Source organism: Kitasatospora sp. NPDC127060, from assembly GCF_042724935.1.
Lineage (GTDB): Bacteria > Actinomycetota > Actinomycetes > Streptomycetales > Streptomycetaceae > Kitasatospora.
Window position 1 is genome coordinate 87,856 of the sequence record NZ_JBHXEG010000013.1, and the last position, 12,187, is coordinate 100,042.

The 12,187-nt window shown below is 73.3% G+C and carries 12 protein-coding genes; 9 read left to right on the forward strand and 3 right to left on the reverse strand.

The annotated features are described in order from the left end of the window. Positions 1-21: 21 nt before the first annotated feature. The 7 genes from ribH (at position 22) to ACFWIS_RS10780 (ending at position 5,979) form a co-directional block, all read left to right on the forward strand. On the forward strand, positions 22-495 hold the full coding sequence (gene ribH, locus ACFWIS_RS10750) for a 6,7-dimethyl-8-ribityllumazine synthase (RefSeq protein WP_380457562.1): 474 nt from the start codon (positions 22-24) through the stop codon (positions 493-495). Positions 496-597: 102 nt separating this feature from the next. Continuing rightward, on the forward strand, positions 598-870 hold the full coding sequence (locus ACFWIS_RS10755; RefSeq protein ID WP_360239859.1) for a phosphoribosyl-ATP diphosphatase: 273 nt from the start codon (positions 598-600) through the stop codon (positions 868-870). A 67-nt stretch (positions 871-937) separates the two neighbouring features. Further along, positions 938-1,786: an ATP phosphoribosyltransferase gene (gene hisG, locus ACFWIS_RS10760; protein ID WP_380457565.1), complete on the forward strand. Its 849-nt coding sequence runs from the start codon at positions 938-940 to the stop codon at positions 1,784-1,786. Between the two features lie 103 nt (positions 1,787-1,889). Continuing rightward, positions 1,890-2,330: a PH domain-containing protein gene (locus ACFWIS_RS10765; protein WP_380523811.1), complete on the forward strand. Its 441-nt coding sequence runs from the start codon at positions 1,890-1,892 to the stop codon at positions 2,328-2,330. A gap of 193 nt (positions 2,331-2,523) precedes the next feature. Further along, the gene (locus ACFWIS_RS10770) at positions 2,524-3,867 is read left to right on the forward strand and encodes a hemolysin family protein (RefSeq protein WP_380457569.1); all 1,344 of its coding nucleotides are present in this window, start codon (positions 2,524-2,526) and stop codon (positions 3,865-3,867) included. Then, on the forward strand, positions 3,864-4,910 hold the full coding sequence (locus tag ACFWIS_RS10775; RefSeq protein WP_380457571.1) for a hemolysin family protein: 1,047 nt from the start codon (positions 3,864-3,866) through the stop codon (positions 4,908-4,910). Before ACFWIS_RS10770 ends, ACFWIS_RS10775 begins: the two co-directional genes overlap by 4 nt. An 82-nt stretch (positions 4,911-4,992) precedes the next feature. Further along, positions 4,993-5,979, forward strand: coding sequence for an NAD-dependent epimerase/dehydratase family protein (locus ACFWIS_RS10780; protein ID WP_380457573.1), 987 nt, complete (start codon positions 4,993-4,995; stop codon positions 5,977-5,979). A 106-nt stretch (positions 5,980-6,085) separates the two neighbouring features. Here ACFWIS_RS10780 and ACFWIS_RS10785 read toward each other — a convergent pair whose 3' ends face one another. Further along, on the reverse strand, positions 6,086-8,158 hold the full coding sequence (locus ACFWIS_RS10785; RefSeq protein WP_380457610.1) for an AAA family ATPase: 2,073 nt from the start codon (positions 8,156-8,158) through the stop codon (positions 6,086-6,088). 389 nt (positions 8,159-8,547) lie between these two features. Next, positions 8,548-9,177 (reverse strand): uridine kinase, encoded by a 630-nt coding sequence (locus ACFWIS_RS10790; protein ID WP_380457612.1) that lies wholly within the window; start codon positions 9,175-9,177, stop codon positions 8,548-8,550. A gap of 336 nt (positions 9,178-9,513) precedes the next feature. On the opposite strand from ACFWIS_RS10790, the gene ACFWIS_RS10795 reads away from it, so the two are divergent. After that, positions 9,514-10,677, forward strand: coding sequence for an acyl-CoA dehydrogenase family protein (locus tag ACFWIS_RS10795; RefSeq protein WP_380457576.1), 1,164 nt, complete (start codon positions 9,514-9,516; stop codon positions 10,675-10,677). A 124-nt stretch (positions 10,678-10,801) separates the two neighbouring features. Here the strand turns inward: ACFWIS_RS10795 and ACFWIS_RS10800 are convergent, their stop codons facing one another. Next, positions 10,802-11,302 carry a hypothetical protein gene (locus ACFWIS_RS10800; protein WP_380457579.1) on the reverse strand — a complete coding sequence of 167 codons (501 nt, stop codon included), beginning with the start codon at positions 11,300-11,302 and terminating at the stop codon, positions 10,802-10,804. 439 nt (positions 11,303-11,741) lie between these two features. Here ACFWIS_RS10800 and ACFWIS_RS10805 point away from each other — a divergent pair, with 439 nt between their 5' ends. Continuing rightward, positions 11,742-12,182: an Lrp/AsnC family transcriptional regulator gene (locus ACFWIS_RS10805; protein ID WP_030058365.1), complete on the forward strand. Its 441-nt coding sequence runs from the start codon at positions 11,742-11,744 to the stop codon at positions 12,180-12,182. The last annotated feature ends 5 nt before the right edge of the window (positions 12,183-12,187 follow it).

Sequence of the window (12,187 nt, forward strand, 5' to 3'; positions counted from 1 at the left end):
GCAAGGACAGGAAGTAGAGACATGAGCGGCCACGGAGCCCCCGAGCTGACCATCGACGGCGCCGCCGACCTCAAGGTCGCGGTGATCGCCGCCCAGTGGCACGACCAGGTCATGAACGGCCTGCTGGACGGCGCCCACCGCGCGCTCAAGGAGCTGGGCGTGTCCGAGCCGACCGTCCTGCGCGTCCCGGGCACCTTCGAGCTGCCGGTCGCCGCCAAGCGCCTCGCCGAGCGCGGCTACGACGCCGTCGTCGCCCTCGGTGTGGTGATCCGCGGCGGCACCCCGCACTTCGACTACGTCTGCCAGGCGGCCACCGCGGGCCTCACCCAGGTCAGCGTGGACACCGGTGTCCCGGTCGGCTTCGGCGTGCTGACCTGCGACAACGAGCAGCAGGCACTCGACCGGGCCGGCCTGCCGGGCTCCGCCGAGGACAAGGGCCACGAGGCCGTCACCGCCGCCGTCGCCACCGCGGTGACGCTGCGTTCCGTGCTCTGACGCGAACTCCTGTGGTCCCGGACCGTGGACGTCCAGCCGACCGTCCACGGTCCGGGACCGTTTACCGTCCGTCTGCCCGCACGCCGTATGGTGAGTCCCATCATGGCTTCGAAGACATTCGAGGAGCTCTTCGCTGAGCTCCAGCAGAAGGCCGCCACCGGCGACCCCTCGTCCTCCCGTACCGCGCAGCTCGTCCAGCAGGGCGTCCATGCGATCGGCAAGAAGGTCGTCGAGGAGGCCGCCGAGGTCTGGATGGCCGCCGAGTTCCAGTCGGACGAGCAGACCGCGGAGGAGATCTCGCAGCTCCTCTACCACGTTCAGGTGATGATGATCGCCCGTGGGCTGACGCTCGACGACGTCTACAAGTACCTCTAGAACGCCCGTGCCCGTACTGGCACGCCCCCCGCTCCCGCAGGTCCGACAGGTAAGGAAGCAACCTCCCATGCTGCGCATCGCCGTCCCCAACAAGGGTTCGCTCTCGGGTCCCGCGGCGGAGATGCTCCATGAGGCCGGCTACCGCCAGCGCAAGGACCCCAAGGAGCTCGTGCTCGTCGACCCCAACAACGACGTCGAGTTCTTCTTCCTCCGCCCGCGCGACATCGCCGTCTACGTCGGCTCCGGCCGCCTCGACGTCGGCATCACCGGTCGCGACCTGCTGCTGGACTCGCACTCCAACGCGGAGGAGGTGCTCGCCCTCGGCTTCGCCGGGTCGACCTTCCGCTTCGCCCGCCCCGAGGGACTGGACGTCAAGGACGTCCAGGGCCTGGAGGGCCTGCGGATCGCGACCTCCTACACGGGCCTGGTCGAGCAGCACCTGGCCGACCACGGCGTGACGGCGACGGTCACCAAGCTGGACGGCGCGGTCGAGACCGCGGTGCAGCTGGGCGTCGCCGACGTGATCGCCGACGTGGTGGAGACCGGCACCAGCCTGCGCAACGCCGGCCTGGAGGTCTTCGGCGAGCCGATCCTGATCTCGGACTCCGTGGTGATCCGGCCCAAGGGCGCCGGCGAGGACGCGCGGGTCGAGCAGTTCCTGCGCCGGCTGCAGGGCGTGCTGGTGGCCCGCCGCTACGTGTTGATGGACTACGACATCCGCGCCGAGAAGGTCGGGGCCGCCGTCGCGCTCACCCCCGGTCTGGAGTCGCCGACCGTCTCCCCGCTGCACACCGAGGGCTGGGTGGCCGTCCGGTCGATGGTGCTCCGCAAGGAGGCCCAGCAGATCATGGACGACCTGTGGGGCATCGGCGCCCGGGCGATCCTGGTCACCAACATCCACGCCTGCCGCCTCTGACCTGCCCGCACGTCCGAGAGTAAAGAACGGTTCAATAGGGCGGGGATGCCGGTCGGCGTCCCCGCCCTACTGCTGTCGCATCCAGAACCACCGGAGACCCCACGTGACCACGCCGCCCGTCGAGTTCCCCGTCACCTGGGCACCCCGCCGCACCCGCGCGGTGCTGCTGCCGGTCTGCGCCGTGCTCGTCGTCTTGTTCGTGGTGCTGGCCCTGCTGCTCCCGGCGAACTGGCAGCTCAACGACCGGATCATGATGATCGCCAGCGGTGTGCTGTTCGCCGGCGCGGGCCTGATGCTGGCCCGTCCGCGGGTGACCGCCGACGCGGAGGGCGTGACGGTGGTCAACTTCGTCCGTCGGCGCCGGCTGTCCTGGGCCGAGATCGTCCGGGTCAACTTCCGCCAGGGCGACCCGTGGGCCACCCTCGACCTGGCCGACGGCACCTCGCTCGCCGCGGTCGGCATCCAGTCCGGGGTCGGCAAGGCCCGGGCGATCGCGGACGCCCGGGCGCTGCGCGACCTGGTCGAGCACCACGCCCAGCTCTGACCGGAGGCTGCGAACACGCTTCCTACCGGCGCGCCGGTATGGTCTACGCTGGTAAAAGCGGGGCAAAACTTCGGCACCGCCCAGAACGACCAGTACCGTACCGACCTGAGGAGTGACACTCCCCCTCGATGGACGATCCGTCCGGTAGTACCTGCGCCGCCTCGCTTCCGCTCCCCGGAAGGCAGGCGGCACTGTGATCACCGCCTGGCTGCTGTTGCTCGCCGCCCTGCTCCTGATCCTCGCCAACGGTCTCTTCGTGGCCGCCGAGTTCGCCTTCGTGACCGCCGACCGCGGCGAGGTGGAACGTTCCGCCGGGATCGGCGATGTCAAGTCCCGCCGGGTTTCCCGGGCCCTGCGGCACCTCTCCTTCGAGCTCTCCGGCGCCCAGCTGGGCATCACCGTCACCTCGCTGGTGGTCGGCATGCTCGCCGAGCCGGCCCTGTCCACCCTGCTCCAGCCCGTGATGTCGGGCATCGGGGTGCCCGACTCGGCCGCCCGAGGCGTCGCCGTGGTGGTCGGCATGGTGCTGGCCACCGTCGTGCAGATGGTGATCGGCGAGCTGGTCCCGAAGAACTGGGCGATCTCCCGCCCGCTCCAGGTGGCCCGCGCGGTCGCCGCCCCGCACATGGCCTTCTCCTTCGTCTGCCGCCCGCTGATCAGCTTCCTGAACGGCACCGCCGACCGTACGGTCCGGGCCTTCGGCATCGAGCCGCAGGAGGAGCTTGAGCACGCCCGCACCCCGGCCGAGCTGGTCTCGCTGGCCCGGCACTCGGCCAAGGCCGGCGCGATAGACGAGGAGTCGGCGACCCTGTTCGTCCGCACCCTCGGCCTGGGCGACCTCACCGCCGAGTCGGTGATGACCCCGCGGATCGACGTCGCCGCCCTCCAGCGCGACGCCACCGCCTCGGACGTCATCAACCTGACCCGGGCCACCGGCCTGTCCCGCTTCCCGGTCTACGCCGACACCGTGGACGAGGTCACCGGCATCGTGACGCTCAAGGACGCCCTCGCCGTCCCGGCCGCCCGCCGCGGCCTGGTCCGGGTCGCCGAGCTGGCCTCGCCGCCGCTGCTGGTGCCCGAGACGCTGCCCGCCGAGCGGCTGCTCGACCGGCTGCGCCGCCTCCAGCCGATGGCCATCGTGGTCGACGAGTACGGCGGCACCGCCGGCGTCGTCACCGTCGAGGACATCGTCGAGGAGATCGTCGGCGAGGTGCAGGACGAGCACGACCCGGCCGACCACCCGGACCTGCTCCCGCTGCCGGCCGTCGACGGCCTGCCCGCGTGGGAGGCCGACGGCCGAGCCCGGCTCGACCAGCTGGAGGCGATCGGCCTGTACGCGCCGGACGGCCCGTACGAGACCCTGGCCGGACTGGTCTCCGATCTGCTCGGCAAGCTGCCCGCGGTGGGCGAGCGGGCCGAACTGCCCGGCTGGCGGCTCACCGTGACCGGCGTCGACCGGCACCGCACCAGCCAGGTCCGGGTGGAGCGCACCAGCGCGCCCGGCCGGTTCGGCGAGGGCGGGGAGGACGTTCGATGACGGTGCTCCAGCTCGCCGTCGCCGTGCTGCTGCTGCTCGGCAACGCCTTCTTCGTCGGAGCCGAGTTCGCCGTCGTCTCGGTGCGCCGCAGCCAGATCGAGCCGCTCGCCGAGGCCGGGCACAAGCGCGCCCGGACGGTGCTGCACGCGCTGTCCAACGTCTCCGCGATGCTGGCCGCCGCCCAACTCGGCATCACGGTCTGCTCGCTGGGCCTCGGTGCGCTCGCCGAGCCGACCATCGCCGCCCTCCTGGAGGGCCCGTTCCACGCGATCGGCGTCCCGTCCGGCCTGATGCACCCGCTCTCGTACGGGATCTCGCTCGCCCTGGTGGTCTTCCTCCACATGGTCTTCGGCGAGATGGTGCCGAAGAACATGGCGATGGCCGGCCCGGAGCGCGCCGCGCTCCTGCTCGGCCCGCCGCTGGACCGGCTGGCCCGCTGGCTCGCCCCGGTGATCCGGGTGCTCAACGCGCTCGCCAACGGCGTGCTGCGGCTGTTCCGGGTGGAGGCCAAGGACGAGGTCGAGTCGGTCTTCACCACCGAGCAGCTGATGTACCTGCTGGTCGACTCCCGGGACGCCGGCCTGCTCGACGAGGACCGCCAGGAACGCCTGGAGGACGCCCTGGAGCTGGGCCGCCGCCCGGTCACCGACGTGCTGCTCCGCCCCGAGCAGCTGGTCACCGTGGACCCGAAGGCGACCGCCGCCGAGGTCGAGGAACTCGCCCTGCGCACCGGCTTCTCGCGCTTCCCGGTCTCCGACGGCGACCCGGCCGGACACGGCTACCTGGGTTATCTCCACCTCAAGGACATCCTCGACGTGGACGACCCGTCGGCGCCCGTCCCGGCCCGGCTGTGGCGGCCGATCACGGTGCTGCGCGGCAGCCTCCCGCTGGACGATGCCCTCGGCGCGATGCGCCGGGCCACCTGCCACCTGGCCGCCGTGCTGGACCAGGACGGCCGGACGGTCGGCGTGGTCATGCTGGAGGACGTGCTGGAGGAACTGGTCGGCGAGATGCACGACCCGGACCACCGCACCACGGCCTGACCGGCCCCGTTCGCCGACGGCGATTCTGCCCACAGCAGCCAACGGTTCCCATGCCGGCCACCCGCACTGCAGGGTGGTCGGCATGAGACTGCTGCTGCTGGGCGGAACGAAGTTCGTCGGACGGGCCGTCGCCGAGGAGGCGCTGGCCAGGGGCTGGGAGGTGACGGCCCTCAACCGCGGTACACAGCCCGCGCCCGAGGGTGTCCGGGTGCTGCACGGGGACCGCACCGCCGAGGACGGCCTCGCGGCGCTCGGTACGGGGGAGTGGGACGCGGTGGTGGACACCTGGTCCTGGGCCCCGGCCGCGGTGCGCGACAGCGCCCGACGGCTGAACGGCCGGGTCGGCCACTACGCGTACGTCTCCAGCCGCTCGGTGTACGACCACCCACTGCGCGCCGGGGCGGACGAGACGGCGCCGGTGGTGCCCGCCTCGCCCGACGCCACCGGCGAGGTCGGTTACGCCGAGGCCAAGCGCGGCGCCGAGCTGGCCCTGGAGCAGGAGTACGGCGGGCGCGCCCTGCTGATCCGCGCCGGGCTGATCCTCGGCCCGTACGAGGACATCGGCCGACTGCCCTGGTGGCTGAACCGGATCGCCCGCGGCGGCCCGGTGCTCGCCCCTGGCCCGCGCGACCTGCCGCTGCAGTACATCGACGGCCGCGACCTCGCCGGCTGGACCCTGGACGCGGTGGCGGCTCGGCTGAGCGGCCCGTACAACGTGGTCAGCCCGGCCGGCCACACCACCATGGGCGGCCTGCTGGAGGCCTGCGTGCGGACCACCGGCTCGGACGCCGAACTGCGCTGGACCGACCCGGAGCGGATCGTGGCGGCCGGCGTGCAGCCGTGGACGGAGCTGCCGATCTGGCTGGCGCCCGGCGAGCTCTACGACTTCCTGCACGGCGCCTCGGTGGCCCGCGCGGTCGACGCCGGGCTGCGCTGCCGCCCGGTCGCCGAGACGGTCGAGTCCACCTGGGTCTGGCTGCGGTCGATCGGTGGCGAGGCCCCGCAGCGCGCGGACCGGCCGAATGTCGGGCTCGACCCCGAGCGGGAGGCGCGGCTGCTCGACGGGTGAGCCCCGGCGGGGAGCCGGTCGTCAGCCCCGGCCGTCCATCAGCCCGGGCGGTGGACCAGTCCGGGCGGTGGATCGGCTCCGGCCGTCGATCAGCCCCGGTGGTGGATCAGCCCCGGCCGTCGATCAGCTCCCCGTACGCCTGCACCAGGTCCGGCAGCCGCAGCGTCGCCAGGTCCTCCCGGCCAGGCGGTTCGCGTAGCAGGGAGAGTCTCAAGTCCCGGTAGGCGCAGGACTTCTCGTACAGGGTGCGGATGAACCGCCCGTTGCCCAGCTCGTCGATCCAGCCCTCGCGCACCACGTGGGTGCAGATGCTGGCCAGCTCCTCGGCGGCGTCCTCGTCCCAGCCGTCGCCGTCCCGGCCGGCCAGCGCCGCGCCGATCGCGGTCAGCTCGTTCGGCCGGTAGCTGGGGAAGTCGACCCGGGTGGTGAAGCGGGAGTTGAGACCGGGGTTGGTGGCGAGCAGCCGGTTCATCCCCTCGGGGTAGCCGGCCAGGATCACCACCAGCCGGTCCCGGTTGTCCTCGGCCCGCTTGAGCAGCACCTGGAGCGCCTCGTCGCCGTACGCGTCGCCCTTGGTGTAGCCGGAGTTGGAGAGGCTGTACGCCTCGTCGATGAACAGCACGCCGTCCAGCGCGGAGTCGATCAGGTCGTTCGCCTTGACCGCGGTCTGGCCGAGGAACTCACCTACCAGGTCGGCACGTTGGGCCTCCACCAGGTGGTCGCCGGAGAGCAGGCCGAGGGCGTGGAAGACCCGGCCGAGGATCCGCGCCACGGTGGTCTTGCCGGTGCCGGAGGGGCCGGAGAAGACGAAGTGCCGCTTCGGCGGCTGGACCGGCAGGCCCTGTTCGGCCCGCAGTCGGGACATGCTCAACTGGGCGGAGAGCGCCCGTACTTGGCGCTTGACCGGCTCCAGGCCGACCATCAGTGAGAGTTCGGCCAGGGCCGCGTCCAACTCCCGTTCGTTGCCCGCGATCCGGGGCGCCGGAGGGGGAGCGGACCGGGGCTGCGCCTCACCGCGCGCCGGCAGCGGTGAGGGCGCGGCGGGACCGGCCGGGGCGCTCGCCCCGCCGGTCCGCTCGCCGGCCGCCTGCGGGGCGTTGCCCGCAAGGGCGGTGTCCGGTTCGGGCGCGGCGAGCGGGCCGTCCACCAGCGTGGCGTCCACCGAGGGCCCGCCGCCGGCCGGGGTACCGCCGATGCCGAACTCGGCCTCGTAGAGCGGGCTTTCGGTATACCCGGGGTCGTCCTGGAAGGCCGGCTCGTCGCCCGGTCCACCGCCGTCCGGTCCCGCGCCGTCGAGTCCCGTGCCGTCGAGCCCGCCGCCGTCGAGTCCCGTGCCGTCGAGCCCGCCGCCGTCCAGTCCCGTGCCGTCGAGCCCGCCGCCGTCCAGTCCCGTGCCGTCGATGCCGCCGTTGTCGAACCCGCCGCCGTCCAGCCCGCCCGAGCGCTCGTCGGCGAGCAGCCCGTCCGCGAGCGAGTCCTCCGCCGAGATCGCCGCCAGCCGGGCCGAGGTGTCCATGAACGCCGGATCCGCCCGGTGCACCGCCCGGTACAGCGGCAGCGCCGCCGCGCTGCGCCCCGCGCCCTCGTACGCCCGGGCCAGCCAGTAGCGCAGCTCCTTGCGCTGCGGCTGCTCGGAGCGGCAGCGGGCCAGCGAGGCCGCCAGCGGGGCCTGGGCCTGGGCGCACATGTCCAGCCGCACCCGGGCCATGCCCGCGAAGAGCCCGGCCTCGATGCCGAGCAGGGGGTCGTCCAGCAGTCGGTCGGTGTCCCGGATCAGCTGCTCCCAGTCCTTGAGCAGGTAGGACCGGCAGGCGTACAGGAACTGCGCGGACGGGTCCTCGCTGGGCGCCGGGCACTGCTCCAAAGCCCGGTCCAGCTCGGCCAGGTGGCGGCCGTCCAGCCAGTGCGAGGCGTGCGCCAGCGCGAGGTCGCGGGTGTCCTCCAGCACCGGCTGCACCCACCAGCCCAGCCAGTACCAGGAACTGAGCGGGCGCCGGTGCAGCCGCCGTTGCTCGCCGAAGCGGTTCTGGTTGCGGTACATGGCCAGCAGTGCCGCCGAGGTGTCGCTGCGCAGTGCGTGCAGGCCGAGCCAGGCGTCGGCCATGCCCGGGTCGAGCCGGACGGCCGCCCGGAACTCCTCCTCGGCCCGGGCGTAGGCGCCCGCCGTGTAGGCGTCCATGGCACGCTGCCAGGCCCGGTCGGCGAGTCGGTCCGGACCGCCGGCCGTGCTGTCGGAACTGTCCACCGTCGTCACTCACGCCCCCCGCGGTGTGGCCCGGGGCTCGGTCGGCGGATCGTCTGTGCGCAGCCGGGCCGGTGGTCGTCGAGCCCCCGGGGCGCATATGCGCCTACCGGGAATCGTACCGGCGCGGGGCTGATCCGGAAGGGTGCCGTGCAGGGTCAAATGCGATCGTGCACACGGTGGTTGAGCGGTCGGATGGCCGAAAAACCGCTGGCCCGGCAGGCCGGGGGAGGGGACCGGACGGCGCCCCCGGCTCACGGGGGAACAAGCCGGGGACGCCGGGTCCGAGGCGGCCGGAGCGGTGGGTTCCGGCAGCTGAGGAGAACCTAGATCCTGGTGATGTCGCAGGTCAAGGGCCTAGTTGAAGTTTCACCGACGGTGCTCGGCGCGATCCGTCCGGTCACCCCGTCGACCCTCGTCGCGGCGTGCGGACGGCTCGGGTCGGCGGCGAAGTGCGCCGCCTCCGCGCGGGCCCAACCCGCCCAGAACCCGGCGAGTTCCGGCCCGTCCCGCTCCTCGCCCCGCCGTCGGGCCGCGGCCGCGTCCAACTCCATCCAGATCACCCGGGCCAGCCACGGCCGGACCTCCCGGCGTCCCGCGCCGACCCCCTCCAGCAGCACCACCGGCGCGGCCGGCACCCGGGCGGTGCCCGCGAAGCGGCGCAGCGTCCAGTCGTACACCCGGTGCTCGGCGTCCCGGCCGGCCGCCAGCGGCTCCAGCACCTGCTCGCGCAGCCGCCCGGTCCAGCCGAAGAGCTCGGCGTGGGTGGCCAGGTCGTCGAGGTGGATCACCGGCGCCCCGCCGAGCGCCGCCGCCAGCCGCCCGGTGAAGGTCGTCTTGCCGGAGCCGGCGTGCCCGTCCACCGCGACCAGCCGCACCGGCCCGCAGGAGGGCGGCAGCGCGCGCAGCTCCGCGGCCAGCCGGGCGAGCGCCCCGGCGGTGTCGGCCGCACCGATGGCCGCCGCCGCGCCGTCGCCGGTCGCGCCGAGGTCCGCCGAGCCGTCGCCGGTCGCGCCGAGGTCGGTCGGCGGATCGGCGGGAACGGGCGGACAGAGGGAGTGAGCGGTTCCGGATGCAGCCACATCGTCAACCCTACGGTGCCGTAGCCCACCACTGCGGACAGTTGATCTGTGCAGGTCGTGACGGCAGCGCGGGTTTGGGGCATACTCGCCTTCGCCACGCCTGTGAACGGCCGTTCACCGCAACCCGGTGCCGGTCGGGCCGACCTGCCACACCGCGCCGGACCACCCGCCACCCCGGGCCGGCGCCCGATCGAGGAGGCGACCCTCGCCATGACCCCGTCCCCCGTGAAAGCCGTGGACCGCCAGCTGCCCAGCGAGGAGGCCCGCGAGCTGCTGAGCCTCACCCGGGACCTGGTCCAGCGCGAGATGCAGCCGCGCGCGGCGGAGGACGAGGCGGCCGGCCGCTTCCCCCGGGAGGTCTTCCGGACCCTCGGCGAGGCCGGCCTGCTGTCCCTGCCGTACGGCGAGGAGTACGGCGGCGGCGAGCAGCCCTACGAGGTGTACCTCCAGGTGCTGGAGGAGTTGGCGGCCGGCTGGCTGGCCGTCGGCCTCGGCGTGAGCGTGCACACCCTGTCCTGCCACGCGCTGGCCACCTTCGGCAGCGAGGAGCAGCGCCGCACGTGGCTGCCCGGCATGCTCTCCGGGGAGCAGCTCGGCGCCTACTGCCTCTCCGAGCCGCAGTCCGGCTCCGACGCGGCGGCCCTGCGCACCCGTGCCGACCTCGACGGCGACGAGTACGTCGTGAACGGCACCAAGGCGTGGATCACCCACGGCGGGCAGGCCGACTTCTACAGCGCGCTGGTGCGCACCGGCGCCGACGGCCCGAAGGGCATCAGCTGCCTGCTGGTCCCCGGCACCCAGCAGGGCCTGTCGGCCGCGCCGCCGGAGCACAAGATGGGCATGCGCTCCTCCCCGACCGCCCAGCTGCACTTCGACGGCGCCCGGGTGGCCCGCGAGCGGCTGGTCGGCGAGGAGGGCCAGGGCTTCCAGATCGCGCTCGCCGCACTGGACTCCGGCCGCCTCGGCATCGCCGCCTGCGCGATCGGGGTCGCCCAGGCCGCGCTCGACCTCGCGGTTGACTACGCGCGCACCCGGCGCCAGTTCGGCCGCCCGATCGCCGACTTCCAGGGCCTGTCCTTCATGCTCGCCGACATGGCCACCCAGATCGAGGCCGGCCGGGCGCTGTACCTCGCCGCCGCGCGGCTGAAGGACGCGGGCCGCCCGTTCTCCAAGGAGGCGGCGATGGCCAAGCTGTTCTGCACCGACGCGGCGATGCGGGTGACCACCGACGCCGTCCAGGTGCTCGGCGGCTACGGCTACACCCAGGACTTCCCGGCCGAGCGCTACATGCGCGAGGCGAAGGTGCTGCAGATCGTCGAGGGCACCAACCAGATCCAGCGCCTGGTGATCGGCCGCCACCTCACCAAGGGCTGAGCCGGGGCCGGACGGAGGACCGCGGCCCTCCCCGATACGGCCTCCGGCCGTCGCTCCAGGGTGCGGAGCGGCGGTCGGGGGCGACTTCCTGACGGAACGTCAATTCACTGGCGGGCCAGGGGAGTCAGCGACGCGCGAGCCGCCGACGCTGCTCCGGGATGGTGGCCAGCGGCACGGTCGCGACGATCGGCCGCACGGTCTTCACCGGGGCGGCCACGCCGACCGCCGCGCCGCGCACCGGGCGGTGCACCAGCGCGTGCGAGAACGGCTGGGTGCGCCAGTCGAGTTCGCTCGGGAGCTTGAACAGCGCGCCGAACCCGGTCGGTTCGTCGTCCTCCGGGCTCTCCACCTCGGCCAGGTCGTCGGTGAGGGTGCCCGAGCCGGGGCAGATCGCGGGGGAGAAGGGGTTCCAGGCGGTGGGCAGCAGCGCGTGCTGCGGCAGCCGCTCCTCGTCCGCCACCAGGGCGATCGGGCGACGGCACTCGGGGCAGTGGACCCGGAAGATGTCCCAGCCCTCGGTCTCGCCCGGGTCGCCGCCCGGCACGTGGTCCACCGCGAGGTCCTCGCGGCCGGTCGGATCGTCGGTCTCGTCGGCGGCCAGCACGCGCTGGTCAGTAGCAGGCATGAGGATCCCCCTAGGATCGGGCCCGGCGTGGTCGCTCAGGGCCACAACCAGCACTTCCCTGCCATCCGGGCTCATAATCCTGCGGAGTTGTGCACCGTGATGCACCGGGTGTGTCCTTGGCCACACCGGCTGCCACATTCACCCGGCACATGCCCGCCTGACACCTGCCGTCCCACTGTGATCCGCCCGCTCGCCTCCGTGCGCTCTTGACCCGGCGCCGACGGTCGCCCTCCTCGCCCGCCCTCGGGCCGGAGGGGCTCACCCTCCGGCGTTCGTCCCTCGCTTGTCGCTTGTCGCTTGTCGCTCGTCGCTTGCCGCTTGCCGCTTGCCGCTTGCCGCTTGCCGCTCGTCGCCTTCGACGCCGGCACACCCTTCGGCTCGGGGCGGGTGCGCAACCGCCGTGCGCCCCGGTGTCCCCGACCCGGTAGGTTTGCGCACTGTGGAGGATCTCGACCAACGCATCGTCCAGCTGCTCCTAGAGGACGGCCGGATGAGCTACACGGACCTGGGCAAGGCCACCGGCCTGTCCACCTCGGCGGTGCACCAGCGGGTGCGCCGCCTCGAGCAGCGCGGGGTGATCCGCGGCTACACCGCGATCATCGACCCCGACGCCGTCGACCTGGCGCTGACCGCGTTCATCTCGGTCAAGCCCTTCGACCCCAGCGCCCCCGACGACACCCCGGACCGCCTGGCCGGCCTGCCCGAGATCGAGGCCTGTCACAGCGTCGCCGGCGACGAGAACTACATCCTCAAGGTGCGGGTCGGCGCCCCCGGCGACCTGGAGGACCTACTGGCCCGCATCCGCAGCGCCGCCGGAGTCTCCACCCGCACCACCGTCGTGCTCTCCACCCCGTACGAGGCCCGGCCGCCGAAGCTCTGAAGGTC

Coding starts and splice junctions, on each gene's coding strand:
- ribH (WP_380457562.1), top strand. CDS start 22: ATGAGCGGCCACGGAGCCCCCGAGCTGACCATCGACGGCGCCGCCGAC.
- ACFWIS_RS10755 (WP_360239859.1), top strand. CDS start 598: ATGGCTTCGAAGACATTCGAGGAGCTCTTCGCTGAGCTCCAGCAGAAG.
- hisG (WP_380457565.1), top strand. CDS start 938: ATGCTGCGCATCGCCGTCCCCAACAAGGGTTCGCTCTCGGGTCCCGCG.
- ACFWIS_RS10775 (WP_380457571.1), top strand. CDS start 3,864: ATGACGGTGCTCCAGCTCGCCGTCGCCGTGCTGCTGCTGCTCGGCAAC.
- ACFWIS_RS10780 (WP_380457573.1), top strand. CDS start 4,993: ATGAGACTGCTGCTGCTGGGCGGAACGAAGTTCGTCGGACGGGCCGTC.
- ACFWIS_RS10785 (WP_380457610.1), bottom strand. CDS start 8,158: ATGGACGCCTACACGGCGGGCGCCTACGCCCGGGCCGAGGAGGAGTTC.
- ACFWIS_RS10795 (WP_380457576.1), top strand. CDS start 9,514: ATGACCCCGTCCCCCGTGAAAGCCGTGGACCGCCAGCTGCCCAGCGAG.
- ACFWIS_RS10800 (WP_380457579.1), bottom strand. CDS start 11,302: ATGCCTGCTACTGACCAGCGCGTGCTGGCCGCCGACGAGACCGACGAT.